This window comes from Sulfitobacter profundi (assembly GCF_042661425.1).
In the GTDB taxonomy this organism is placed as follows: domain Bacteria; phylum Pseudomonadota; class Alphaproteobacteria; order Rhodobacterales; family Rhodobacteraceae; genus Sulfitobacter; species Sulfitobacter profundi.
Window position 1 is genome coordinate 777,098 of sequence record NZ_JBHSWA010000001.1, and the last position, 24,290, is coordinate 801,387.

General features: G+C 60.2%; 22 protein-coding genes and 5 pseudogenes. 7 read left to right on the plus strand and 20 right to left on the minus strand.

The features are described 5' to 3' along the window. Positions 1–2: 2 nt before the first annotated feature. The 7 genes and pseudogenes from ACFQAU_RS04205 to ACFQAU_RS04235 all read right to left on the minus strand — a co-directional run bounded on the left by ACFQAU_RS04205 (position 3) and on the right by ACFQAU_RS04235 (position 4,519). Complete coding sequence (locus tag ACFQAU_RS04205; RefSeq protein WP_132444870.1) at positions 3–875, minus strand: ABC transporter permease; 873 nt, start codon at positions 873–875, stop codon at positions 3–5. Positions 876–882: 7 nt separating this feature from the next. Further along, positions 883–1,794, minus strand: a pseudogene (locus ACFQAU_RS04210) (ABC transporter permease); the annotation flags it as partial. A 72-nt stretch (positions 1,795–1,866) separates the two neighbouring features. After that, entirely contained in the window at positions 1,867–2,349 is a 483-nt protein-coding gene (locus tag ACFQAU_RS04215; RefSeq protein ID WP_386280751.1) for a periplasmic substrate-binding domain-containing protein, read from the minus strand. After that, entirely contained in the window at positions 2,241–2,579 is a 339-nt protein-coding gene (locus tag ACFQAU_RS04220) for a hypothetical protein (RefSeq protein ID WP_386280754.1), read from the minus strand. Before ACFQAU_RS04220 ends, ACFQAU_RS04215 begins: the two co-directional genes overlap by 109 nt. Further along, positions 2,495–3,397: an ABC transporter substrate-binding protein gene (locus ACFQAU_RS04225; RefSeq protein WP_386280757.1), complete on the minus strand. Its 903-nt coding sequence runs from the start codon at positions 3,395–3,397 to the stop codon at positions 2,495–2,497. The genes ACFQAU_RS04220 and ACFQAU_RS04225 overlap by 85 nt, the downstream gene beginning before the upstream one ends. 54 nt (positions 3,398–3,451) lie before the next feature. After that, complete coding sequence (locus ACFQAU_RS04230) at positions 3,452–4,066, minus strand: RraA family protein (RefSeq protein WP_120350326.1); 615 nt, start codon at positions 4,064–4,066, stop codon at positions 3,452–3,454. A gap of 108 nt (positions 4,067–4,174) precedes the next feature. Next, positions 4,175–4,519: a Rid family hydrolase gene (locus ACFQAU_RS04235; RefSeq protein ID WP_206054307.1), complete on the minus strand. Its 345-nt coding sequence runs from the start codon at positions 4,517–4,519 to the stop codon at positions 4,175–4,177. A gap of 166 nt (positions 4,520–4,685) precedes the next feature. On the opposite strand from ACFQAU_RS04235, the gene ACFQAU_RS04240 reads away from it, so the two are divergent. Then, the gene (locus tag ACFQAU_RS04240; RefSeq protein ID WP_120350324.1) at positions 4,686–5,618 is read left to right on the plus strand and encodes a LysR family transcriptional regulator; all 933 of its coding nucleotides are present in this window, start codon (positions 4,686–4,688) and stop codon (positions 5,616–5,618) included. On the opposite strand, the gene ACFQAU_RS04245 is transcribed toward ACFQAU_RS04240, so the two are convergent. From ACFQAU_RS04245 to ACFQAU_RS04290, 10 genes and pseudogenes are all read right to left on the minus strand, one after another. Continuing rightward, the gene (locus ACFQAU_RS04245) at positions 5,600–6,283 is read right to left on the minus strand and encodes an ornithine cyclodeaminase family protein (RefSeq protein WP_386280763.1); all 684 of its coding nucleotides are present in this window, start codon (positions 6,281–6,283) and stop codon (positions 5,600–5,602) included. The two genes, ACFQAU_RS04240 and ACFQAU_RS04245, sit on opposite strands and share 19 nt — an antisense overlap. Further along, on the minus strand, positions 6,229–6,546 hold the full coding sequence (locus ACFQAU_RS04250; RefSeq protein WP_386280766.1) for a hypothetical protein: 318 nt from the start codon (positions 6,544–6,546) through the stop codon (positions 6,229–6,231). Before ACFQAU_RS04250 ends, ACFQAU_RS04245 begins: the two co-directional genes overlap by 55 nt. Continuing rightward, positions 6,543–7,232, minus strand: coding sequence for a M20/M25/M40 family metallo-hydrolase (locus ACFQAU_RS04255; RefSeq protein WP_386283797.1), 690 nt, complete (start codon positions 7,230–7,232; stop codon positions 6,543–6,545). The genes ACFQAU_RS04250 and ACFQAU_RS04255 overlap by 4 nt, the downstream gene beginning before the upstream one ends. Before the next feature lie 137 nt (positions 7,233–7,369). Continuing rightward, positions 7,370–7,786 (minus strand): annotated as a pseudogene (locus ACFQAU_RS04260) (M20/M25/M40 family metallo-hydrolase); the annotation flags it as partial. Positions 7,787–7,814: 28 nt separating this feature from the next. After that, a complete protein-coding gene (locus tag ACFQAU_RS04265; RefSeq protein WP_120350321.1) occupies positions 7,815–9,098 on the minus strand; it encodes a TRAP transporter large permease in 1,284 nt (427 codons plus the stop codon). After that, complete coding sequence (locus ACFQAU_RS04270) at positions 9,095–9,568, minus strand: TRAP transporter small permease (protein WP_132444862.1); 474 nt, start codon at positions 9,566–9,568, stop codon at positions 9,095–9,097. The genes ACFQAU_RS04265 and ACFQAU_RS04270 overlap by 4 nt, the downstream gene beginning before the upstream one ends. After that, positions 9,565–9,939, minus strand: a complete 375-nt coding sequence (locus ACFQAU_RS04275) for a cupin domain-containing protein (RefSeq protein ID WP_240791598.1) — start codon at positions 9,937–9,939, stop codon at positions 9,565–9,567. The genes ACFQAU_RS04270 and ACFQAU_RS04275 overlap by 4 nt, the downstream gene beginning before the upstream one ends. Continuing rightward, positions 9,936–10,925: a TRAP transporter substrate-binding protein gene (locus ACFQAU_RS04280; protein ID WP_132444861.1), complete on the minus strand. Its 990-nt coding sequence runs from the start codon at positions 10,923–10,925 to the stop codon at positions 9,936–9,938. The genes ACFQAU_RS04275 and ACFQAU_RS04280 overlap by 4 nt, the downstream gene beginning before the upstream one ends. 616 nt (positions 10,926–11,541) lie before the next feature. Beyond that, positions 11,542–12,990 carry a sensor histidine kinase gene (locus ACFQAU_RS04285; protein WP_132444860.1) on the minus strand — a complete coding sequence of 483 codons (1,449 nt, stop codon included), beginning with the start codon at positions 12,988–12,990 and terminating at the stop codon, positions 11,542–11,544. Beyond that, on the minus strand, positions 12,987–13,724 hold the full coding sequence (locus ACFQAU_RS04290; protein ID WP_120350317.1) for a response regulator transcription factor: 738 nt from the start codon (positions 13,722–13,724) through the stop codon (positions 12,987–12,989). Before ACFQAU_RS04290 ends, ACFQAU_RS04285 begins: the two co-directional genes overlap by 4 nt. A gap of 225 nt (positions 13,725–13,949) precedes the next feature. Here ACFQAU_RS04290 and ACFQAU_RS04295 point away from each other — a divergent pair, with 225 nt between their 5' ends. The 6 genes and pseudogenes from ACFQAU_RS04295 to ACFQAU_RS04320 all read left to right on the plus strand — a co-directional run bounded on the left by ACFQAU_RS04295 (position 13,950) and on the right by ACFQAU_RS04320 (position 19,377). Next, positions 13,950–15,194 (plus strand): ABC transporter substrate-binding protein, encoded by a 1,245-nt coding sequence (locus ACFQAU_RS04295; RefSeq protein WP_132444859.1) that lies wholly within the window; start codon positions 13,950–13,952, stop codon positions 15,192–15,194. Positions 15,195–15,249: 55 nt separating this feature from the next. Beyond that, complete coding sequence (locus ACFQAU_RS04300) at positions 15,250–16,122, plus strand: carbohydrate ABC transporter permease (protein ID WP_120350315.1); 873 nt, start codon at positions 15,250–15,252, stop codon at positions 16,120–16,122. Beyond that, positions 16,115–17,014 carry a carbohydrate ABC transporter permease gene (locus ACFQAU_RS04305; protein ID WP_120350314.1) on the plus strand — a complete coding sequence of 300 codons (900 nt, stop codon included), beginning with the start codon at positions 16,115–16,117 and terminating at the stop codon, positions 17,012–17,014. The genes ACFQAU_RS04300 and ACFQAU_RS04305 overlap by 8 nt, the downstream gene beginning before the upstream one ends. A 4-nt stretch (positions 17,015–17,018) precedes the next feature. After that, positions 17,019–18,115: pseudogene (locus ACFQAU_RS04310) on the plus strand (ABC transporter ATP-binding protein). A 108-nt stretch (positions 18,116–18,223) separates the two neighbouring features. Next, positions 18,224–18,514: pseudogene (locus ACFQAU_RS04315) on the plus strand (glucokinase); the annotation flags it as partial. A 17-nt stretch (positions 18,515–18,531) separates the two neighbouring features. Further along, a complete protein-coding gene (locus ACFQAU_RS04320) occupies positions 18,532–19,377 on the plus strand; it encodes a restriction endonuclease subunit S (RefSeq protein ID WP_386280780.1) in 846 nt (281 codons plus the stop codon). Between the two features lie 479 nt (positions 19,378–19,856). Here ACFQAU_RS04320 and ACFQAU_RS04325 read toward each other — a convergent pair. The 3 genes and pseudogenes from ACFQAU_RS04325 to ACFQAU_RS04335 form a co-directional block, all read right to left on the minus strand. Further along, positions 19,857–21,010, minus strand: a pseudogene (locus tag ACFQAU_RS04325) (CaiB/BaiF CoA transferase family protein). Positions 21,011–21,114: 104 nt separating this feature from the next. Further along, on the minus strand, positions 21,115–22,158 hold the full coding sequence (locus tag ACFQAU_RS04330; protein WP_386280783.1) for a phosphotransferase family protein: 1,044 nt from the start codon (positions 22,156–22,158) through the stop codon (positions 21,115–21,117). A 6-nt stretch (positions 22,159–22,164) separates the two neighbouring features. Then, a complete protein-coding gene (locus ACFQAU_RS04335) occupies positions 22,165–24,288 on the minus strand; it encodes a 3-hydroxyacyl-CoA dehydrogenase NAD-binding domain-containing protein (RefSeq protein WP_132444848.1) in 2,124 nt (707 codons plus the stop codon). Positions 24,289–24,290: the final 2 nt, after the last annotated feature.

Sequence of the window (24,290 nt, forward strand, 5' to 3'; positions counted from 1 at the left end):
GGTCATTTCCGTGCAGGTCCCGTTATATCGCGCAGTCCGTCGCCAAAGAGGTTCACAGCCAGCACCAGCAGACAGAGCGCCGATCCGGGAAGGGCGATCAGCCACGGATCAAACAGAATATTGTCGCGACCCTCGGAAATCATCAGCCCCCAGCTTGGCGTCGGGGGGCGCACCCCCAGCCCGAGAAAGGAGAGCGCGGCTTCCAGAAGGATTACGTTTGCGACCTCCAGCGAGACGACGACAAGGATCGTGGCGCGCATGTTGGGCAGAATCTCGAGGAATAGGATGCGGGTTCGGCTCGCCCCGATGGCCCGCAGGCCCATGATGAATTCCTGATGTCGAAGGCTTTGTGCGGCAGCGCGGGTGACGACGGCGAACCGATCCCAGAGCAGCAGACCCAGAACCGTGATCAGCGTGATCAGCGACGCGCCGCCAAGTGCCACCGCCGCCAGTGCGATCAGCACGATGGGCAGCGACAGCCGGGTTGTGATGGCGAAGCTGATAACCATGTCGATCCAGCCGCCAAAATAACCTGCAAGAAGGCCCAGCGTGATGCCGATGGCACCCGAGACGAGGATAACCCCCAGCCCCACACCCAGAGACACCCGCGCGCCATAGATCAGGCGCGACAGGTAGTCGCGGCCAAGGTGATCGGTGCCCAGAAGGTGTTCGGGCACGGAACGGTCATGCCAGAACGGCGGCAGAAGGCGGCGCGTCAGGTCCTGCGCGATCGGGTCATGCGGGGCGAGCAACGGCGCCAACAGCGCGATCAGAATGATCCCCGCCAGCAGCGTGCCGCCAATCAGCGCCCCGGTATTGCCGCGCATCTTGCGCCAAAGGCTGGGCCGTGCGGTTTCCATGGTGACTTCGGACATCAGGAAGCCCCCGCAGGCGCGGATCAAGTACAGCGTTTAGAATGTCGGCCAGTGTGGTCAGAACGACGTAGAGCAGCGACAGGATCAGGATAATCGCCTGCATCACCGGCAGGTCACTGCGCAGCAGCGATTCCCAAGCCAGCCGCCCCAGCCCGTTCAGCGCAAAAACGCTCTCGATCACGATGGACCCGGACAGAAGCTGGCCCAGTTGCACGGCCGCCAGCGATACCAGCGGCAGCACCGCGTTGCGCAGCGCGTGGCGTGAAATCACCAAGTGCATTGGCAGCCCTTTGGCTTTGGCCGCTCGGATGTACTCTGTGGCCAGCACATCGATCATGCCCGAGCGGGTGATCCGCATAAGTTCTGGAATGGCGTAATAGCTCAGCACGATTACCGGCAGGATATAGCCCTGCCACGTGTCCGCACCTGAAATCGGCACCATGCCGTACCAGACGCCGAAGACGACGATGGCCATGAGCCCCAGCCAGAAGCTCGGGATCGCCTGTCCCGAGACGGCGATCACCAGCGCGAGGCGGTCAATCCAGCCATTCGGCCGCAGCGCCGCCGCGACGCCCAAGGGCACGGCGATCACCAAGGCAACGATGAAGGAGACGAACCCCAACGTCAGGGTGACGCCGACACGATTGCCGATGATCTCGGTCACCGGCACGTTGAAATAAATGCTCTGCCCCAAATTTCCGGTCAGCGCGCTGCCGATCCAATCGAGATATTGCACAATCAGCGGCCTATCGAAGCCATAGGCGATACGGACCGCCTCGGCGTCCTCAGCCCTGCCGCCGGAGCCCGCGATGGCAATCGCCGGGTCGCCCGACAGGAACATCAGCCCGAAGCTCAGCGCTGAAACGGTCAAACAGACCAGCAGCGCCACGGCCAAGCGTTTGGAGATGAAAGAGAGCATCGGTCTTTCCATTAATAGGGGCCGGACAGTGGGGAGCGGTCCGCCCGGCCCTGTTCCGCTGGAGGGGTCAGCCTATTTCCAGCTGGCCGCCCACCAACGGGCGAACTCGTCGGGGTGCGGGGTGAAGTTCAGGTCGTTGGACAGCCCGTAGTTGACGTTGAAGTTGTACATCGGCATCCAATAGGCCTCGTCCGCGACCTTCTTGACGGCCTTGGCGTAGTTCTCGGCGCGCACCTCGCGGTCGGATGCGGTATCGGCCTCGGTCAGCCATTCAGCCAGTTCGGCGTCCTGCACAAGATCGTCCGCGCCGCCGCCAAAGAAGTTCGACAGGATAAACGCCGTGTCGCCAATGCCGTAGCTGCCCCAGTTCGAAAAGAACGCCGGAAGCTCCTTGGCGCGCCACTTGCCGATACCCGAGGAATATTGCTGTTCGTTCAACTCCAGCGTCACGCCGACATTCGCGAGGTCCGCAGCCACAGCCTCGGCCGTCGGGCGGGGCATGGCGGCAAACACCATTTCCATCTCGAAGCCGTCTTCATAGCCTGCTTCGGCCAACAGAGCCTTGGCTTTCTCCGGGTCGTATTCATAGGCCGGAACGTCCTGCGCGCACCCGAATTGGGCCGGGTTGCAGGGGTATTCAGCACCTCGGAGGCGCCGCCCGCGAAAGCTTCGACAATCGCGCCTCGGTTGGTGGCATGGATTAGCGCCTGACGTACCTTCTTGTCGGCAATCGGCGTGTCGCCCGCCATCGCTTCTGGAGCAAAACCCACATATCCGATGCGCATGATCGGCGCGCTGATGATTTGAACCCGGCCTTCCAGACGCGACGCCTGATCCGGGGAATGCGCCAGATCCAGTCAAGCGAGCCCGACATCAGCTCGGCATACTGGGTGTTCATTTCGGGGATGGTACGGACGGTGATCTTGTCGATGGTCGCGCCACCCTTGGGGCTGCCGGCGTAGTGATCTTCGAACCGCTCCATCTCGTATCGAATGCCCGGCTCTTGGCTCACCAGCTTGTACGGCCCGGTGCCGATCGGCGTGGCGGCTATCCCGGCAGACCCGTTTTCAGCAAAGAACTCATGCGGATAGATCGGAAGCGCATCGGCCAGCATCTCGACCGCGCCGGCAAAGGGCTTGGACATATTGATGCGCACCTTGTAATCGCCCAGCATCTCGACGTTGTCGATCCAGTCGACCGAAATCGAATAGCGGGTGCCGTATTCCGGGGTGATCACGGTATTGAGCGTTTCGACCACGTCGGCGGCGGTGAAATCGGCGCCATTGTGGAACTTCACACCCTGACGCAGAGTGAACTCCATCGTCAGCGGGCCGGTGAATTCCCAAGATTCCGCCAAGGCGGGCACGATCTCTCCCGTGTCGAGGTTCTTGTAAAGCAACCCGTCATAGATGTGCCGCGCGAGGATCAGGCCCTGACGACCGGCGATCTTATAGGTGTCAAGCGGCTCGGGTTCGGCGGCGAAGGCCACGTTGAGCGTATTGGATGCCTTGTCGGCCAATGCGGGCGTGCCCAGCATCAGCGCTGTGCTGGCGGCAAGCGCCGCCATCCCGGTGAAACGTTTTCTAGATACAGTTTGAATCATGGGTCTCTCTGTCGGTTGAGTGAAGTGAAGAAAGGTGGTGCCGGTTTTCCGGTTCTAGGAAGGCTGCTTTGCGCCCCGCGTGATGTCGGCCAGTGTCTCGCCCGCGCGCAGGCGTTCGAGAATCCCGACCTCGTCTTCCTGCATCTTGCGGGCGCGCGCCGCGTGGTTTGCGGCCTGTTTCTTGTCCAGCACGACAACGCCGTTTTCGTCGGCCAGGATCATGTCGCCAGGCCGGACGGAGACACCGCCACAGCCCACGGTCACGTTGAAGTCGCCGCCAAGCCGGCGCGGCTTGGTGGTGATTGGCGAGCGGCCGCGGCACCAGACCGGGAAGTCTTCGTGCTCTATGGCGGACCGGTCGGTGACAAAGCCATCAATCACCGCGCCCACCACGCCGCGCGCCTTGGCGGCGGCGGTGGTAACCGCGCCCCAGCAGGCATGGCGCAGATCGCCGCAACGGTCGATGACAATGACCTGACCGGGTTTCGCGGCAGAGAGTGCATCGGTGAGCATCGCGCCATCGTCGCCTTGTATGCGCACGGTCAGCGCCGGGCCAAATACCCGACGGCCGGGCAACAGCCCCTGCAGCGACGGCGCCATGAAGCCGGTTTCAAGGAAATGGCCCAGCGTCGCCGTTTCGATGTCCGAGAGGTCGAGTTGGGGTGTCATGCTCTGTCCTGTCGCCTGTTTTCTAGGAAAAGGATGGCGGCGAGAGAGCTAATGGGTCAAATAGCCGGGAGTTATGACAGGCATAACCCCCGGGCCGGGATGCGGTGCTCAGACCGCCGCGGTGACGATGAATTCCACCTTGTAGTCAGGCGTGGCCAGCTTGGCCTCGCCACAAGCGCGCGCGGCCGGATTGGCAGGATCAATCCATGCGTCGTAAACCGCGTTCATCTCTTGGAAATTTGCCATATCGTCCAGCCAGATAATAACCTGCAACAGCTTGGATTTACTGCTGCCCGCCTCATCCAGCAGGCGGTCGATGGCATTCAGGCAGTCCTGGGTCTGGGTGGCGACATCCGCACCGGCGGTGCCGACTTGGCCGGCGAGGTAGACGGTGTTGTTGTGAATGACGGCCTGGCTCATGCGCGGGCCTGGGTGCAGTCGTATGATGCTCATGCTTTTCGCTTTCCGATTAAATGAGCGGCAAGCCTATCCGACGGCGGGCGAAGCGCACAGTTGCGCCACATAGGCGCTGTCAATCACAGGCATTCGCATTGACTATGTGGCCAGTGACCAAAAATAGGGCATTCTCAGCCAACCCGAACAAAATCGAGTCGCCCCCATGATCACCCAATCGCAATCCGACCTGAACTGGAACCTGCTGCGCATGTTCTACATGATTGCGAAAGAGCAGAGCATCACCAAGGCGGCCAGGCAGCTGGGCCTAAGCCAGCCTTCGGTCAGCAATGCGCTGCAAAAGCTCGAAGCGCAACTCGATTGCCAGTTGGTCTTCCGCGACAGCCGCCATTTCGAACTGACGACACGCGGCGACAAGATTTTTCAGGAATGCCGCGATATCTTTCACAGTGCCGAGCGGATCAGCCTTCTGGTGCGCAATGCTGAAGAAGAGGAACGGGGGCAGGTCCGGTATCAGATCATCAGCAATCTGGTGTCACCGATGTTGGACGAGTTGCTGCGGCTTTATCATCAGCGCTATCCTTCCGTGGCCTTTCAAAGCGAGGTCCAGAACAGCCAGTCCATCGTCCGCTCGATCCAACAGGGGCGCGGCACGATCGGATTTTGCCTCTTGGCCAAACCGTTGGTCAATCTGCCGTCGATCCGCCTATTTCGAGAAGAGTTCCTTGTCTTCTGCGGTGCCGAGCATCCGCTCTTCGGGCAGGAGACCGTGGCACTGCGGGATCTCAGGCACGAGCCCTTCATCAGCTTCGCCTGCGCCACCGAAGGCATGGGGCTCGAGCCGATGTCGGTTCTGCGCGAAGGCACCCGGCTGGGCAGCCGCATCAACGGGCTGAGCACCAACATAGAAGAGGTTCGCAGGATGATCGTGGCCGGCCTTGGCGTTGGCATCCTGCCGCTGATGACCGCGCAGGACGACATCCGGCGCGGCGATCTCTGGCCGCTCAAGATCACCGACGAGGCCATCGGCGCCGATGTCTATCTCGTGCACGCCCCGAGAGAGAAGCTGTCGCCCTCGGAGCAGAAATTCGTCGATATCGCGGAGGAACTACTGGCGCTTTACCCCGATATGGCGTGATCGCGCGCTAGGTTGGCCGCAGCCAAGTCCTGAAGCGCCATGCCTGCGGATTTGAAAACGGTGCGTGCTGTGTCATCCCTCCGGCCCGGATGCGCCCTTTGGCACAATTCGGCCAGATCGGCACGGATGTGGCCCGGCGTGATCTGCCCTGCGTCCAGCGGCTGAGCAAGGTCACCCGCCAGAGAGGCCCCGGCGCGCAGATCAACGAACAGCTCCGCCTGCGTGATCGCCTGATCGTCGCTTTCGCGCATATCACCCTTAAAGGCACCAATCAGGTCAAGGTGACTGCCGGGTTTGAGCCAGTGGCCATGGATGATCGGCGCTGTCGAGGCGGTGACTGTGCTGATCACATCCGCGGCTCGGCACGCCACTTCGAGGTCACGCGCGGCTTGCGCAGGCAGACCCTGTGCGCGGAGCGCTTCGGCGACAGCCACCGCCTTTTCGCGGCTGCGCCCCCATATCGATACCGTTGTGTAAGACCGCACCGCACAATGCGCCGCCGCCACGGCGAGCGAAAGCTGCCCGGTGCCGACGATCAGCAAATGACGGGCGTCCTTACGTGCGAGGAAATCCGCCGCCAGTGCCGAGGCCGCCGCCGTGCGCCGCGCGGTCAATGCGTCGCCATCCAGCGCCGCCTGCATCTGTCCGGTTTCGCCATTAAACAACAGATACCCTGCATTGATCGTCGGGCACCCTTTGGCGGCGTTGCCGGGAAAAAGGTCACCACCTTGACGCCGATGCTTTCACCCGGAACCCATGCGGGCATGATCAGAAGCGAGGCCTCGCTGCCATCGGGCTGAGCGATGCTCAGCACCTGCCGGTCCGGGGCCTGCACCGCGTTGCCGCAGTACCAGTCGCGCAATTGCCCGATCAGATCGGGCCAGCCCAGCGCCGCTTCAAGCGCCTCATGTCCGATCAATGCGCTCATCGATCGGCCCGATTGACGACGGCATGCAGCAAGATATTCAGCCCGGCGACGAAATTCTCGGGCGTGCAATTTTCTTCGTTATTGTGGGTGATGCCGTTTTCGCAGGGCGTGAAGATCATCGCGGTCGGGCAATGGGTGGCAAGGAAATAGGCGTCATGGCCTGCTTGGCTCTGGATATCCCGCCAGTTGAAACCCATTCGGATCGCCTCATCGCGGATGCCGTCGATCATCTCGTGATCGAAGATGTCGCCACCCCATTCCCATTCATCTTCGATCTGCGCCTCGCAACCACAGCGCGCAGCGGATTCATAAAGCGCACGGCGCATCTTTTCCGCCATCGCACGGGTCGTGATCGGATCGGGATGCCGGACGTCGCAAACCGCCTCGGCCTTGTCCGACAGGATGCCCGGTTTATTGGGCCAGGCGGTCAACCGTGCGGCGGTGGCCTTGCCGTCATGAACCGCGAAATCCCAGCCAATGTCGTCCACCGCCGTCAGCCAGCGCGCCCCTGCCGCCAGTGCGTTCTTGCGCAGATCCATCGGCGTCGGCCCGGTGTGCGAGGTCTGGCCCTTGAACGACGCCCGCATGCCGCGCACAGGGTAACCGCCGGTGACGATGCCGACCTGCCTATTTTCTGCGTCAAGGATCGGCCCCTGCTCGATATGCAGCTCGAAATAGGCGTCGATCTCCCCGCCTTACAGGCGCGGTCGCCCTTGTAGCCGATCCGCTCCAGCTCATCCCCAAAGCGCGCGCCATCGTCGCCGACTAGGTCATGCACCCAATCGATATCGTATTTTCCGATAAAACAACCCGACGCGACCATCGGCGGCGAGAACCGCGCGCCTTCCTCATTGGTCCAATCGACAACGACGATAGGGCGTCTGGTGACATGGCCCGCATCGTTGAGGCTGCGGATCACTTCCAGCCCGGCCAGCACGCCTGCGATGCCATCAAAGCGCCCGCCGTTAATCTGGGTGTCGAGATGGCTGCCGATCAGGATGGGCGGCAGGTCGTTATCGGTGCCGTCGCGGCGACCAAAGATATTGCCGACGGCGTCCACCTCGACGCTCAGCCCGGCCTCTTCGCACCAGCTACGAAACAGGTCTCGCATGGCTTGGTCGTCATCGCTCAGCGTCAGGCGCGACAACCCGCCCGGGCGGCCTTTGCCGATCTCTGCCGAGGCTTCAATGGTCGACCAGAACCGATCGAGGTCAACGCGGGTATCGGGAGTTATTGACATGAGAAACTTTCTTTCTTGAGAGCCGGGATCAGAACAGGAGGCCCGGAAGATCGGTAATTAGAGCAGGAAACAGGACAAGAAGCAGCAACACGCCGACCATCACGCCAAGCAGCGGCACGAGGTATTTAAACGAGTCGCTAAGCGGAATTTGCCCCACACGACAGGCGGCCATCAGGTCAATGCCAAGCGGTGGGGTGTTCGCGCCGATGGCAAGGTTGATGGTCAGCAAAATGCCAAAGTAGACGGGGTCGATACCGTAGTGGCCAAGGATTGGCAGGAAGACCGGCGCGAGGATCAGAATGATCGCGATGCTTTCCATGAACGTGCCGAGGATCAACAAGACCGCCATCATCATCAGCAAGGCAACAGTGCCGCTTTCGGTCGCCTGCGTGATCCCTGCAACGGCCATCTGCGGCACCTGTTCGGCAGCGAGGATCCAGCCAAAGACCGACGCCGCGGCAATCACCAGCAAGATCACACCGGTCATTTCCGTAGTCTCACGCAAGAGTTGGGCCAGCATCTTGAGGCTCAGCGCGCGATAGACAAAAATGCCGATAAAAAGCGCATAGGCCACGCCGATGCCCGCAGCTTCGGTCGGGGTAAATATCCCCAGTCGTATCCCACCGACAATGATGATCGGCGCTAGCATCGCGAGGATCGAGCCCTTTGCGGCACGGCCAAGTTCACCCCAAGAAAACGGCTCTCCGCCCTGCCATCCGTTGCGGCGCGAAATCCACCACGCTACCAACATCAGCCCGAGGCCCAGAAGGATGCCGGGTATGATCGCGGCCACGAAAAGTTGGCCGATTGAGCTGTTGGTGGCGGTGCCATAGACGATCAGCACGATTGAAGGCGGTATCACGGTGCCGAGCGACCCCGCGCAGCCCAGAGCTGCCGCGCTGAACCCCGGCGCATAGCCTTGGTCGCGCATTGCAGGCAGCATCATCGTCCCGATCGCCACCACATCGGCCACGCCAGACCCGGAAAGCGAGCCGAACATCATGCAAGCAATGATCATGACCATCGCCAGCCCGCCGGTGCGCCGCCCGATGAGCGCCGAACACAGTGCAATGATCCGGGGTGCGAGCCCGCCATGGACCATTAACAGCCCGGCCAAAAGAAACAGTGGGATTGCCAGCAGCGTAAAGCTGTTGATCCCTGCCACGGCCCGCTGGGCCACAACGATCATCGGCGCAGCATCGGCAATCAGCAGGTAGAACATCGACGACAAGCCCAACGCGACGGCAATCGGCGCGTCCAGCAGCACCAATACAACGAAGACCACGAGAAGAAGAGCAAGCGCAAGGCTCATGTCCGGCCCCCTTTCAGGATGAGGCCCAGAAGGGCGAGACCGCAGCAGACCGGCAGGGAGAGGTAGAACAGACCTACGGGTAGCGAGAGTGCGGTCGTCTGATGCGACCATGTGATTGCGGTCAATTTCCAGCCGGTCAAGATGAACACCGCAAGAAAAACAAAGCTCGCCAGCCAGGCAAGAACGGCCAGCCCACGGCGCAGCATCGGCGGCATGACGATCAGGTCGAGCAGCCCGGCGCGAAAATGCGAGCCGCGCACAAAGCCCGAGATCGCGCCCACGAAGGTGAGCCAGACCAACGCCAGCCGGGGCAGTTCCTCAGCCCAACGCGGTGTGGAGGAAAACAGGTAGCGCGAGATGACGACGTAGACGACCATCGCGGCAAACCCCGCCACCAGAGCGGCGCCAAACCAGCGCGCGGCACGGTCGATCAAAGTGGCCGCGCACAGCGACCCGGTCCCGAGTGTCATGGTTTCAGAAATCCTTCCGGTCCGCGACAGAGCATGCATTCGTCGCAATAGGCCGCGACAACGACCCATTCGTCTGAGATCACCTCGACCGTGTGATCGAGCCCCGGCGGCAGGCGTACGGCGGTGCCTTCGGTCATATGGTATTCCTCGCCCCCTGCCCGTAGGATCGCCTCTCCTTTAAGTGTCAGCGTAACCTCGTCCCGGGGATGGCTGTGCGCGGTGGACTTCGCCCCCTTTCGGCCGGTGGTCACGGAAAGCTTGATAAAGCCCTCTCCGCGTGCCGCCGGTGAAAACAGCACTTTCTGTGTAAAGTCGAAAAGTTGCACCGGCTCCACCGATGCAACTTCTGTGATTTCAGGCCGCAGGGTCATTTGCGGTACTGGTCAAGGATGGTCAGAAGTTCTTCGCCATAGACGTCCTTTTGGCTTTCCCAGATCGGCGCGACCGCTTCGATAAAGGCAGCCTTGTCGACCTCGTTGAACGCCATGCCCTTCGCTTCAAGCTGCGCAATCAACTCGTCATTCGCGGCGGCAACCATATCGCGCTGTTTCAGACCCCAAGTAGTGGCGGCCTCCATCACGATGGTCTGGTCCTCGGGCGAGATTTTGTCCCACGTCGCGCTCGACATGGTCAGCGTCGCGGCACCCCAGATGTGCTCAGACAGCGAGACGTACTTCTGCACCTCAAAGAAAGAGGCCGAGTAGATGATCGCCAGCGGGTTTTCCTGCGCGTCGAACAGACCTTGTTGCAGCGCTGAATATAGCTCACCGAAGGACAGCGGTGCGGGCTCAGCGCCCAGTCCTTCGAACGTAGCAAGCCGCACCTTGTCTGGTGTGACGCGGATTTTTAGACCGGCGAGGTCTTCCGGATTTTCAATTGGGCGGACATTATTGGTGATGTTGCGGAAGCCGTTTTCCCACCAACCCAAAACCTTGATGCCTTTGGCGTCCATCATCTCGGCCAGCGCGGCACCCAGATCGCCGTCAAGCGCGGCAAACGCCTGTTCGCGGGCGCCCCATGCGTAGGGCATCTCGATGATGCCCATGCGTGGCTCAATCCCTTGAAACGAGCCTGAGCCGATCAGTCCGGCCTGAACCGAGCCGAATTGTAGGCCCTCGATCACTTCTTTTTCGCTGCCAAGTTGGCCCGAAGGGAAGACCTCAATCGCGACGCGGCCCTCGGTGCGGCTGTTCACTTCGTCCGCGAACCCGCTTGCAGCGGTGTGCCAGCTGTGGCTTTCCGGCAGAACGTGGCCAAGTCGGATGGACACATCGGCAGCCAAGGCGGCAACCGGTGCAAAGGCCGCAAGGCTAACCGCCAGCAGGCCGCCTTTGATTAGGGTGGTGGGGGCTTTCATTTGGGTCTCTCCTGTTGAGCATTGATTGCCGCAGAAGAAATACCGATCACGGATTCCAAGCAAATAGGCCCAGCCTATGGTTGGGAGAGCTTTTGCCAATGCTCCTCAACGCTTAGGGCCGCGCCAGTTAGCCGGAATATCGGCCCACCGCCTATCGTCGCAACCATTTTCCTCAGGGCCGGTTTGCCAAGCACGCCGCCAATGCCAGTCCCTTGCGGGGTATTCGACTGCCGAGTGTCACGTTGGCAAGCCACTTTCTACTCGCTTTGATAGGTAATACCGGCTCTTACCTTCCGTTCGCTTCACGGCCGAGCGCTGCAGTGTAGCTTCACCAAACCGGCCATGCATGGCGCAACATTTCCGAAGAGTGAAGGTCGACAGATCGGGCGAAACGTCAATTCGCGGTGCCCACCCCAATGGACGCGATTGAATTCAGTGCTGGGAACTCTTGTGACATCGACCAATACGCCATCATAAAACGCAATGAAATGCGCAACGGCGTTGAGATACCTGCGCCTATGGCGATGCTGCCAATCGCGATAAAGAGCAGCGATTGAAACGGCGCGCATTTCGTCACTGTGAATGTTCCAAACGCGGCACCAATTAACCTCTTTAATCACCCTCTATCGATCAAAAGGCAGGCGGATAGGCCGACGGGCGTGTCCTTGAACGACAGCGATCCACCGTGCAGTTTCGCAATCGCTGCGACGATTGTAAGGCCAAGGCCATAACCGTCGATCGTTGCTGTGTTGGTACCGCGCTGGAATGGCGCCATCAGAGCTTCCATATCCGCAGCAGAGCTTTCCGAGCCCTCGTCTTCGATAACGATCGTTGCCGTCTGGGCATCGGCTTCCAACGCGACGGTGGCGCGTCGACCGTATTTGAGGGCGTTTTCGATGAGGTTTGTTACCGCGCGTTCAAGCGAGATCGGCCGCCCCATCACGGTAACGTCCCGGTCAGGTGCGAATACGCTTTGGCCCTGCCGCGACGTGAAGACCGAGCGCGCGCCTTGCACAATAATGTCAGAGCCTTCGCGGAAGGTCACATCCTTGCCCATATCCTGATAGTCCGCGACGATTGAATCGATCAGCGAGCCGAGCGAGAGCTTGCGGGGCGCTTCGACATTCATCTCGGCCCGCGTATAGGTCAGCACGCTTTCGATAATGCCTGTCATGCTGTCGATATCGGCCTCAAGCTTCTGGCGCAATTCGGAATCCGGGATCAGCGCAGTCCGCAGCCGAAGCCGCGTGGCGGGTGTTCCAAGGTCGTGACTGACCCCTGAAAGGACGGCAGCGCGGCTGGACAATTGCTGGCGCTCATCTTCGAGGAAACGGTTCACGGCGGCGACGATCTCCTGCAATTCTTGTGGTCCGGGCAACTCATAGCTCGCCGGGCCACCGATGCGTCGGCGGCTGCGTAATTGTTCGGCGAATTGAGAAAACTCAGCCGAGAGGTTCAGGATCACCGTGAGGATCGCCCCCATGGAAAGTGCGGCCAGCAGAACTGCCCACATGCGATGGTCGGCGGGCGCTGCGTCGCAGTTGAGCACCGAAGCGCCGTCAATCTCAAACCACGGGGCGCTGCCCATCTGGGCAAGCACGACCGGATCGGTGCAATAGGAGGCTACCAGTCGAAACACCTCGCCAGCCTTTTCCGCTGCCGTTTGATAGGCCCGGTTAGGAATCTCGGCCAGTTTGTAGGTAAGGTCGGGCGACAGGATCGCCATGGTGAGGGGCGCACCGGTCTGACTGTTGGCGCTGTCGGCAGAGATCAAGACGATGGTCACCCGCGCGGCGTGAGGGGCCTGCGAAATCTGGCGAAAGGCCCCGTTAGCGGCGTGGACCTGATCTTCCGGTGACAGGGCACGAATTTGCACCTCTTCGGCCGGGACGGTGCCGTTTTGCACGGCGTAGTAAAGGTTGATGCCCGCGACATAGGCCCGCTCCTGATGCGCCCGCCAGCTTGCATTTGAATTGCTCCAAAGCCAGACGGCAAGCCCGCCCGCTATGAAGGCCGCGATAATGAGGAGGCTGCCGATCGTCCGAAGGCTGCGGCGCTTGATCACGTGTCCTGTTCCATCACGTCGACCGCAAAAACGTAGCCGACCCCGCGTTCGGTTTTGAGGAATTTGGGGTGCTTGGGGTCTGCCTCAATCTTTGAGCGCAGCCGCCCGACCAGCACGTCGATGGCGCGACCAAGTCCTTCGCCCTGCGGTTCTGCCTCGCCGGTGACGTCAAGCGCGACGGCGATCTCCTCGCGGGTCAGGGGTATGTGGGGATTTGCAAGAAGCACCCGCAGCAAGGCAGTCTCGCGCCGGGAAAGGGACACCTGAACCCCGGTAGGAGAGCGCGCCTCGTTGTGCTTTGCGTCATAGGTCCAGCCGGAAAAGGTGAACGTCTTGGTGTTGCGGCGATGCACCAGCGAAGACGACCGCCGCGTTCGGTGCAGCACGGCCTTTACGCGGGCGAGCAGGAGTTCGGGGTTAAAAGGCTTGGCGATGTAATCATCGGCCCCCACCGCGTAGCCCTCCATGCGCTGGTGATCTGCCGAAAGGGCCGACACCATGATGATCGGCACGTCCTGCTCCTGTCGCAGCCGCCCACAGATATCGAGCCCGTTTTCGTCCCCCAGCATGACGTCTAACAAAATCAGATCGACCCGCCCGCCTTCGAGATGAGCCGCAACCTCGGCTTCCGTGGCAGCGGGCAGCGCGATTGTCCCGTGTTTACGGAGGAATTGCGTCATCATCTGACGCATTTCGGGGTCGTCATCGACCACCAGAATTCGGGGAATCGTCAACCGCTCTCCTCCTTAGGCTGGCGCGGGATACCGCTGCCTCGCCCCTCGTTTATGTAATATGATGCAACAAAATCCACGGCTAAGTAACAAGCTGTAACGGGCGGTGGGAATAAATGCATGTCGGGCGCAGATACCCGCTATGTCCGCATTGCATGCTTTGCCCTTCAGGCTCAGTCTCCCGTTATCCGGTCTGGGAGGGCCGTAGTTTCCACGGGAGGACATCTAATGAAAGCCTATGTAACTGGGGCAGTCTCTGCTCTGTCGATGATTGTAGCAACTTCGGCTGTTGCCGAACCGACCGCCGAAGTGCTGCACTATTGGACATCTGGCGGCGAAGCCAAATCCGTTGCCGTTCTGCAAAAAGAATTCGCTGACAAAGGCGGCAGTTGGACCGATATGCCAGTGGCCGGTGGCGGTGGTGACGCGGCGATGACCGCACTGCGCGCCCGCGTGCTGTCGGGCAATGCGCCGACGGCGGTGCAGCTCAAAGGCCCCGCAATTCAGGAATGGTACGAAGAAGGCGTTCTGGCCGATATCTCTGATGTTGCCGAAGCCAACGACTGGGACGCGGTGCTGCCCGCCTCCATCGCCGGCCATATGAAGTGTGAAGGCACATGGTGTGCCGCACCCGTTAACGTGCACCGGGTCGACTGGATCTGGGCCAATGCGGAAGTACTGAGCGCCAATGGCATTGAGATGCCGACGACTTGGGAAGAGTTCAACGCCGCCGCCGAGAAACTGCAAGAGGCCGGGATCATCCCGCTGGCGCATGGTGGACAGGCTTGGCAAGACGCCACGGTTTTTGAGGCTGTGGCTCTGGGCATCCTCGGGCCAGAAGGCTATCGCAAGGCCTTTGTAGAGCTCGACAAAGAGACACTCACTTCCGATGCTATGATTGCGGTGTTCGACCAGATGCGCATCATGCGTGGCTTTGTCGACAGCAACTTCTCGGGCCGTGACTGGAACCTCGCCACCTCGATGGTGATGAACGGCGAAGCCGCCTTCCAGATCATGGGCGACTGGGCCAAGGGTGAGTTTATGGCCGCAGGCAAAGTGCCGGGCGAAGACTTCCTCTGCGCCTCTGCGCCGGGCGAAGGCTTCCTCTACAACGTAGACAGCTTCGCGATGTTCGACGTGGATGGCGAAGACAAGAAAGCCGGGCAGCAACTGCTTGCTGAACTGGTCGTCGGTCAGAACTTCCAAAAGGTGTTCAACCTCAACAAAGGGTCGATCCCCGCCCGCACCGATGTAGCGCTGGATGAATTCGACGACTGCGCCCGTCTTTCCGCCGATGACATGCAAGCCAGTTCCGACGGTGATGCGCTGCTGCCAAGCTATGCACATGGCATGGCCCTGCGCGGCGCGCAGGCCGGTGCGATCACCGATGTGGTGACGGCGCATTTCAACTCGGACATGTCCTCTGCCGATGCGGTCCAGATGCTCGCAGACGGTATCGCGAACAGCATGTAACGCCTGCTCCTGCCCCCGCGTTTTCGTGGGGGCAGGCCAAATCCGGGACAATCAAATGATCAAGTGGCTTGAAGAAAACACGCCCAAATTGGTTCTGGCGCCCTCGTTCATCGCAGTTCTGATCTTCGTCTACGGCTTCATCGCCTGGACCGCATGGGTCTCGCTGACGCGCTCGCGCCTGCTGCCAAAATATGAAATCGAAGGCTTCATTCAATACGAGCGGCTGTTTGCGTCGCCCCGCTGGGAGACGGCCTTTGGCAACCTCTTCGTCTTCGGTATTTTGTTTATCGTAATCGCTATGGTGCTGGGCCTCGCGCTGGCCATCTTACTCGACCAGAACATCCGCACCGAAGGCGCGATCCGCACGATTTACCTCTACCCCATGGCGCTGTCGATGATCGTCACCGGCACGGCGTGGAAATGGATCCTCAATCCGGGGCTTGGTCTTGAGGCCATGGTGCGCGGCTGGGGGTTTGAAGATTTCACCTTTGACTGGCTTGTTGACCCCGACATGGCGATTTACACGATCGTCCTCGCGGCAATCTGGCAAAGCTCCGGTTTCGTGATGGCGCTGTTTCTCGCCGGTCTGCGCTCCGTCGATGGCGAGATCATCAAGGCCGCTCAGGTCGACGGTATCCCGACATGGCGGGTTTATACCGCGATTATCATTCCGGCGATGGCGCCGATCTTCTTGTCGGCCTTCATCGTGCTGTCACACCTTGCCGTCAAAAGCTTTGATCTGGTCATCGCGCTTACCGGCGGCGGCCCGGGATATGCAACCGATCTGCCTGCCACCTACATGTATGCCATGGCGTTTTCGCGCGGCGATATCGGTCAAGCGGCCAGTTCCGCCATGATTATGATGCTCGTCGTCTTCTCGATCGTGGTCCCTTATCTTTATTCGGAATTGAGGTCCAAAGATGGTTGAGCTCTCAATGTCTCAGGCGCAGGCCCCGGCGGATCGCCAGACAGGCAAGATCGTCCTACGGTGGGTGCTTTACATCGTACTGGTGCTCTTCGCACTGTTCTACCTGCTGCCGCTTTTCGTGATGTTGACGACCTCGCTGAAAAGCCTTGAGGAGATCCGCACCGGTGATCTGATCGCCCTGCCCCGCGAGGTGACTTTCGCCGCATGGCGCACGGCATGGTCAGAAGCCTGCACCGGCATCCAATGCGAAGGGGTGCGGCCATTCTTCTGGAACTCTGTGCTGATCGCCCTTCCGGCGGTGGCAATCTCGACGCTGCTTGGTGCGATGAACGGCTATGTCGTGGCACAATGGAGCTTTCGTGGCGCGAACCTGTTCTTTTCGCTGATGTTGTTCGGCTGCTTCATCCCCTTTCAGGTGGTGCTTTTGCCGATGGCGCGGGTGCTGGGACTGATGGGCATGGCGGGCACCATCCCGGGGCTGATCTTCGTTCATGTGATCTATGGGCTCGGCTTCACCACGCTGTTCTTCCGCAATTACTATGTCTCGATCCCGTCCGAACTGACCAAGGCGGCCAAAGTGGATGGCGCGGGGTTCTTCCGCATATTCTGGTCGATCTTCCTGCCGCTGTCGCTGCCGATCATCGTGGTGACTGTGATCTGGCAGTTCACCCAAATCTGGAATGACTTCCTCTTCGGCGTTTCGTTCAGTCAGGCAGGCACCCAGCCCGTCACCGTGGCGCTCAACAACATCGTCAATTCGACCACTGGCATCAAGGCATACAACGTGGACATGGCCGCCGCGATCATCGCAGGTCTGCCGACCCTCTTGGTCTATGTGATTGCCGGGAAATACTTTGTCCGCGGTCTGACCGCTGGATCCGTGAAAGGATAAACCAATGGCTCCGATCCTCGAAATCAACAACCTCTACAAGAGCTATGGTTCGATTGAGATCCTCAAAGACATTAACGTGTCGATCGAACAGGGTGACTTCCTTGTACTGGTCGGCCCATCCGGCTGCGGCAAATCGACTTTGCTCAACTGTATCGCCGGGCTTGAGCCGATCAGCGGCGGCGAAGTCCATATCGGGGGCGCGACATGACCAATGTCAGCCCCAAGGACCGGGACATCGCCATGGTGTTCCAATCTTACGCCCTCTACCCGACGATGACCGTGGCCAAGAACATCACCTTCGGCATGAAGGTCCGCGGTGTGGATCAGGCGACGCAGGACAAGAAGCTCGCCTATGTAGCGCAACAGTTGCAGATCGAGCAATTGCTCAACCGCAAACCCGGCCATCTGTCGGGCGGCCAGCGCCAGCGGGTGGCCATGGGCCGCGCCTTGGTGCGCGATCCGAAGCTGTTCCTTTTTGATGAGCCGTTGTCCAACCTTGATGCAAAGCTGCGCGTCGAAATGCGGACCGAGATCAAGTCCCTGCACCAGCGTTTGGGCGCCTCTATGGTCTATGTAACCCACGACCAGATTGAGGCGATGACCCTTGCCACCAAGATCGTCGTGATGAAAGGCGGAATCATTCAGCAGATTGGCACGCCGGCAGAGATCTATAACCACCCGGCGAACCTCTTTGTGGCGGACTTCATGGGCAGCCCGGCGATGAACCTGATCCCGGCAAAGGCCAAATCAGACAGTGCCGGAACTCGGATCGAAATTGCCCGCAAGTCGGGCGGGCCGATGGTACTAACGGACCGCAAGAACCTCAGCCTGCCGGAGGATGTGATCATCGGCGTGCGCCCCGAGAACATTGCGGATGCAAAGGCGCAATCCGGCTCGGACTCGCAGGAAGCCGACTGCGTGATCGACATTGTGGAACCTGCTGGTGCTGACACCTATGCCGTCATGGAGTTGGGCGGCAAACATGTCACCGCGCGGTTGCACGCCGAAACCACCGCTTCACCCGGCGTGACACAGCGGTTGGCATTCGATCTGGGCAAAGTCTCCTATTTTGCGCCCGACACCGGCCTGCGTCTGAACTGATGTCCCTGCGTCTTGTTGCGGATATCGGCGGCATCAACGCCCGTCTGGCGCTCTGCCAGACGGGCGTTGAAGGCTGGCTCCGTCAAAAGATAGGCGAATACGGACTGGGCAAGCATCGACGCGGTGATTGAGGACTATCTGCAAGGACAGGTCACCGCCTCCCCTTCCGAAATTGTCATCGCGGTTGCGGGTCCGGTGCATGAGGGCAGCGCCAGATTGACCAACCGCGGCTGGTCAATCATAGCCGAGGACTTGGCCCGACAATTCGCTTGCCCTCATGTCCGCTTGTTGAACGACCTGACCGCGCTTGGCTATGCGATGCCATACTTGCGAGCTGAGCAGCTTGGCGAAATCAGCGCCGAAGCCGCCAGACGTTCAGACCATAGACAGTCACTGTAGGTACCCGGCAACGCCTATTGGAGAGCGGGCGCATCAGTAGGGTTTCTGAGATCAACGCTGCGTCGCCAAGACAGTTCCTGATTAAACTCGGTGCAACATACGGTGCAAACGAAACAATTCAGATGGTGTCCGCAGATACGGTACACCGCTTTACTGGTATGGAACTCTACCAAAGGAACCTTCGTGGGAAATCCGATGTCGTCGCTGTTGACGAAATACTTGCTGCTGGTGGTTCGCTCGCACCCTCCCGGTATCTCGGCGACGGTCCCACCGGTGGGCGTAGCCTTTCTGATCATTTCCAGAACACTTACAAACCCACCAGGCACCGGCTTGCCGATTTTTTCGAGATCATTCGGCCAAAGACGACGAAAGGTGACCCGGTTGGGACGCTGCTGTTGCGAGAGGTGCGCGCAGGCGACCTCACTGAAAACGGCGAAATTTCCGGGGCATCACGCCAAATCAATATACGTGCGACGTTAGAAAGAGGCTTAGAGGAACAACTCTTGAAGCCGGGTGACGTCTTGTTTGCTCACCGGGGGCCAGTCGGGCGGGTTGCATACGTCAACGGCAGTGAAGTTGACGCCTCTAAAGTATGGGCAGCTCAGTCACTTCTGATATTCCGTCCCCGCAGGTCAACACCCGCGAAAGACGGGCTCCACTACTGCGATCCCCGCGTGCTGTTCATGTACCTCCTCACAGCCAAGGTCCGAAGCAGCTGGTCCAAGTTAGCAATCGGTGATCGCAGCCCCGCAATTCCAATTGGTGAAATTGAGAGGTTTGGCTTGCCGAACAACCTATTGCTGCCCAAAAAACAAAAGAGCCAATCAATGCAACATTGCCGCCCGAGAACTATACGGCAGTAATGGTGGCAGCTTTCAAAGATCGCCAGATCAAACTTGCTGAAATACGCGATATCGAAGCCGATATGGCAGAGGGTCTAAATCAGGTGTGGGAAACAGCTTGATCTAAAAGTCTAGGGTCGCCTTGAACCTAAGGGCATTTCGCTTCGTAGTCGGAAGTGAGGCGCGCGGCCCGGGATCGCAGCCGCCGCATGTTCGGCCATGATCGGTATTCCAGCCTAATGTGGGCATCCAGAGGGGTTTTCCGCTGTTCTCCGCAATCCAGGCGCTCTTGAATAGGGTTGGTAGCTAGTAAATTCGCAAAAGAGAACGCAGGACCCGCGAAGCTTGAGACCGGTACGCAGCAGAAGGTTCGCATCCGACTTTGCTCAGTATCCACATTGCCGTTTGATATCATCGGCATGACATGCTCATAAAAACCGCAGAAGGCGCGCCTTGCGAAACAGTCACGTCGCGAATGGCTTCTTGGCATTAGAACTGATCTACCTGCGAAACCCAAAACCGCGGCTACCAGTGGCTAACATTGGTGCTGCCCGATCCAGCGCCAGTTGGCTCCGAGAAAAACGCACCGGCGTGCGCAGCCCATCAATACCCTCGGGGTCAATCCGCATGCTGCGGGCCACGATCTGTGGCTCGTTCAACGCCTCCGCGACCGTATTGATCGGGCCTGCAGGCACCCCGCATTCGGTGAGCCGTTCGATCAAAGACGCTTTCGTGTGATGAGCGGTGCGTTCCGCAATCAGGCGACAGAGCGTATCCCGGTGCCGAACCCGGGCGGGGTTTGTCGCGTATCGCGTGTCGCCAGCCGCCTCGGGCATATCCAGCACCTCGCAGAGTTTGCGGAACTGCCGGTCATTGCCGCAGGCAATAATCAAATGCCCCTCTTGGGTCGGAAACACCTGATAGGGTACGATGTTGGGGTGCGCATTGCCGAGCCGTTTGGGGGCGGCGTCGCTCAAGAGGTAATTACTCGCCTGATTGGCCAGAACGCCAACCCCGCAATCCAGCAACGACAGATCGACATGTTGCCCCTGTCCCGACCGCGCACGCTCGGCCAGCGCCGCCTGAATGCCGATCACGCCGTAAAGCCCGGTAAAAACATCCACCCATGCCACGCCGACTTTCTGGGGCGCACCGTCTGGCTCGCCTGTCAGGTCCATGATCCCGCACATGCCTTGGATCAGGAAATCATAACCCGCCTCCTTGGCACGTGGTCCGTCCTGACCAAAGCCACTGACAGAGGCATAGACCAGACCCGGGTTCTCAGCTGCCACTGACGCGTAGTCCAAGCCAAACTTGACCAGCCCCCGACTTTGAAGTTCTCGATCACCACATCGGCCTCCGCGATCAGCGCTTTCAGTTCCGCCAGATCCGCGAGATTGGTGAAGTCGCAGGTCAGTGAGGTCTTGCCACGATTTGCCGATTGGAAATAAGCCGATACCGTTTCGGTGCTGCCATCGGGCCGAGTCCGTTCAATGAACGGCGGGCCCCAACGGCGAGTATCATCGCCCTCCGGGGCTTCGACCTTAATCACCTCCGCCCCGAGATCCGCGAGCGTTTGCCCGATCCAAGGCCCTGCGAGAATTCGCGCCAGTTCGACGACCTTGAGCCCGGCCATAGGCGCCAACCCAGACATCAGGTGCGAGGCTCGGAATGGATGTGGGACAGGGATGGCATGATTTTAGCCCTACTCATCTTGAGGTGTATTTCATTGCCGATCACTCTTTTGCGGGGCAGAGATCACAGGTTCTGCTCCACGATCCGCCATGCGTTTTCGGCTCGCACACGGGCGAGATGGCCCAATTTCAACGCTTTTTGCGACGCGGCGTTGCCATCAAGTCCGCGCTTGTAGACCCCTTGAATGATCGCGGCACTGCGGAAGAAGGAAAACACAACGAAAAACAGATGGTTCGATACATTCTCACGCCCTGAATAGCGGCAGTAGAGTTCCAAAAACTCCTGTTCGGTCGGAATCCCCAAGGCCTCGAAGTCCAGCCCCTTGAACTGCCCCGTGGGCAGGTTGTCGGCGTGATAATTCGCGCAGACATACCCCAGATCGGCGAGCGGGTGGCCCAGCGTGCAAAGCTCCCAATCCAGCAGCGCAGTTACCTCGGGCGTGCCGTCGCGCACGATCGCATTTCCAGGGCGGAAGTCGCCATGTACGATCGCGGCCTCGTCATCGGCAGGCAGATTGGCTGGCAGCCATTCCATCAGCTTGTCCATCGCCATGATGGTCTCGGTTTCTGTCGCTTTGTATTGCTTGGTCCAGCGGGCGACCTGACGCGACAGATATCCTTCGGGACGGCCGAAATCACCCAACCCCACAGCCTCGGGCTTGACCGCATGCAAGTCAGCCAAAGCCTTGATGAAGCTTTCGTAAAAGGCACGGCGCTCAGACGGGGTCAATCCCGGCAGGCTGGGATCGTGAAAGACCCGACCTTCGACCATTTCCATCACGTAAAAATCAGTGCCGATCACCGATGGATCAGTGCAGAGATGCAGCATCTTCGGCACCGGGACCGGCGTGTCGCGCAGGGCATCCATCACCCGGTATTCGCGATCAACGGCATGGGCAGAAGGCAGTAGCGTGCCCGGGGGTTTCTTGCGCAGGACGTATTTGCGCCCACCGGCGGACAGTTGATAGGTTGGATTGCTTTGGCCCGCATTGAACTGGCGCACCTGCAGGTCGCCGGAAAATCCTTCCAAATGGTCGGACAGATAGGCCTTTAGCGCGGCCTCGTCAAAGCTGAGGGCTTCGCTGACTGTGATAAGGGGGGCCACCATTCTCGCTCATTTTGTGCTTCCTTTTGTGACATGTCCTGTCAATGCGCCGTTCAGATCCGCAAAACTGCGACCCTCGCGCGCCATGTCGCGCAGCAAGTGCGGCACTTGCCAAAACTGGGGGTCATCGTTGGCATAGAGCTCAATCCGCCGGATCAGCTCTGCGGGGCCGATCAGGTCCGCCTGATGCATCGGCCCACCGCGGTGGCGGGGAAAGCCGTAGCCGAAAAGCTCGACCGCATCGATATCCACGGGCCGTAAGGCGATGCCCTCTTCGAGCACACGGACAGCTTCGGCGATCATGGCGGTGAGGCAGCGTGAAACGATCTCTTCGCTGGTGAAGCTGCGCTTGGGCAGGTTCAGAGCGCGGCGCTCCGCTGCAACAATCTCAAATGCTCCGGGGTTGCCACCCTGCTGCTTTCCGCCCTCGTAGACGTAATAGCCCTGCCCGGTCTTTCGACCAAACCAACCCTGATCGCAAATCAGATCGGCCACGCGGGAATAGCGTTCCTCCGCTGGCCGCGTGGCAGCTTTTCGATCGCGGGTCGCCTTGGCGATGTCGAGCCCGGCAAGATCGGACACCGCGAAGGGCCCCATGGCAAAGCCGAAATCCTCCAACGCGCCGTCGATCTCGGTGAAGCTGGCGCCGTCGAGCAGTAGGTAATCGGCCGCTCGGCGGTATTGGGTCAAGATGCGATTGCCGATGAAGCCGTCGCAGACCTCTGCCCGCACCGGCACCTTGCCGAGTTTGCGTGCCAAGGCGAAGGCCGAAGCAACACAGTCCGGCGCGGTCTCCTTCGCGACCACCACTTCGATCAGCCGCATGATATGGGCGGGCGAGAAGAAATGCAGACCAATCACATCCTGGGGCCGCTTGGTCGCGGCGGCGATCTCATTCACATCGAGATAGGAGGTGTTGGTAGCAAGGATCGCGCCGGGTTTGCAGATCGTATCCAGCTTGGTGAAAAGTGCCGTCTTGGCTGACATATCTTCAAAGATCGCCTCGATCACCAGATCGGCCCGGCCTGCGGCATCCAGACTGTCAGCGCAGTCCAGCGCAGCGAGAGCGGCATCATGCGCTTGTTCGGTCAGCTTGCCGCGTTTCAGCGCGCCGGCAAGATTGCTCTCCACCCCGGCACGCGCCTGCGCGACTCGTTCGCTCTGCGCTTCGATCAGGTCGACGTGGTAACCGCCGATGAGCAGGGACGTGGCAATGCCGACCCCCATCGTCCCGCCGCCGATCACGGCGATGCGGTCTATTTGCCGGGGGTGCGCGGCCTTCTCAGGAATATCGACAGTGGCGCGTTCAGCAAAGAACGCATGCACCAGCGCGGCACGTTCCTCTCCCGCCATCAATTCCATGAACAGCGCCCGTTCTTTGGCGAGCCCTTCGTCAATCGGCAGGGTGGCGGCGCAGACGGCCTCCAGTGCTGTGAGCGGTGCTTGCAAGGCAGGGCGCTTAGCCTTCAAGCGTGCTTTTGCGGCCTTCACTGCGGCAAGGTCTTCGGCCACATCGCGCGTATCTGTCCGGCGGGCAGCAAGCTTTCCGGCCAACACGTCGCGCGCGGCGATGATGCCCGCCTCGCGTGGCGCGCCTTCGGCAAGTCGATCCAGAATGCCAAGGTCCAGCGCCTCACGCGCAGACACGTCGCGCCCGGAACAGATGATATCTATCGCCCCTGCCAGCCCAGAGAGCCTCGGCAGTCGCTGCGCGCCCCCGGCGCCGGGCAGCAACCCCAGCTTCACTTCCGGTAGGCCGATGCGCAAATCCCCGACGCCGACGCGCAGGTGGGTGGCCAGCGCCACTTCCAGCGCTCCGCCAAAAGCTACACCGTGCAGCGCCACGATCACTGGCTTTTCGCTGTCATTCAGCGCTTTGAGGATATGCGGCAGGGTGGGTTGGATATCGGCCTTGCCAAAGTCTTTGATGTCGGCACCTGCTGAGAAAAAGCGCCCTTCGCCGTAGAGCACAATGGCCCGGACAGCGGGATCTTTCTGCAGGGTTTTGAAGCCCTCATAGATCGCCGTGCGGAGCGCCAGCCCGATGGCATTGACGGGCGGCTTAGCCAGCCGGATCAACCCGATCTCACCCTCTGTCTCGATGACCACCAATCCGCTGACATTATCTTTCATGG

Coding starts and splice junctions, on each gene's coding strand:
- ACFQAU_RS04205 (WP_132444870.1), bottom strand. CDS start 875: ATGTCCGAAGTCACCATGGAAACCGCACGGCCCAGCCTTTGGCGCAAG.
- ACFQAU_RS04220 (WP_386280754.1), bottom strand. CDS start 2,579: ATGCGCATCGGATATGTGGGTTTTGCTCCAGAAGCGATGGCGGGCGAC.
- ACFQAU_RS04225 (WP_386280757.1), bottom strand. CDS start 3,397: ATGATTCAAACTGTATCTAGAAAACGTTTCACCGGGATGGCGGCGCTT.
- ACFQAU_RS04230 (WP_120350326.1), bottom strand. CDS start 4,066: ATGACACCCCAACTCGACCTCTCGGACATCGAAACGGCGACGCTGGGC.
- ACFQAU_RS04235 (WP_206054307.1), bottom strand. CDS start 4,519: ATGAGCATCATACGACTGCACCCAGGCCCGCGCATGAGCCAGGCCGTC.
- ACFQAU_RS04240 (WP_120350324.1), top strand. CDS start 4,686: ATGATCACCCAATCGCAATCCGACCTGAACTGGAACCTGCTGCGCATG.
- ACFQAU_RS04250 (WP_386280766.1), bottom strand. CDS start 6,546: ATGAGCGCATTGATCGGACATGAGGCGCTTGAAGCGGCGCTGGGCTGG.
- ACFQAU_RS04265 (WP_120350321.1), bottom strand. CDS start 9,098: ATGAGCCTTGCGCTTGCTCTTCTTCTCGTGGTCTTCGTTGTATTGGTG.
- ACFQAU_RS04270 (WP_132444862.1), bottom strand. CDS start 9,568: ATGACACTCGGGACCGGGTCGCTGTGCGCGGCCACTTTGATCGACCGT.
- ACFQAU_RS04275 (WP_240791598.1), bottom strand. CDS start 9,939: ATGACCCTGCGGCCTGAAATCACAGAAGTTGCATCGGTGGAGCCGGTG.
- ACFQAU_RS04280 (WP_132444861.1), bottom strand. CDS start 10,925: ATGAAAGCCCCCACCACCCTAATCAAAGGCGGCCTGCTGGCGGTTAGC.
- ACFQAU_RS04295 (WP_132444859.1), top strand. CDS start 13,950: ATGAAAGCCTATGTAACTGGGGCAGTCTCTGCTCTGTCGATGATTGTA.
- ACFQAU_RS04300 (WP_120350315.1), top strand. CDS start 15,250: ATGATCAAGTGGCTTGAAGAAAACACGCCCAAATTGGTTCTGGCGCCC.
- ACFQAU_RS04305 (WP_120350314.1), top strand. CDS start 16,115: ATGGTTGAGCTCTCAATGTCTCAGGCGCAGGCCCCGGCGGATCGCCAG.
- ACFQAU_RS04330 (WP_386280783.1), bottom strand. CDS start 22,158: ATGGTGGCCCCCCTTATCACAGTCAGCGAAGCCCTCAGCTTTGACGAG.
- ACFQAU_RS04335 (WP_132444848.1), bottom strand. CDS start 24,288: ATGAAAGATAATGTCAGCGGATTGGTGGTCATCGAGACAGAGGGTGAG.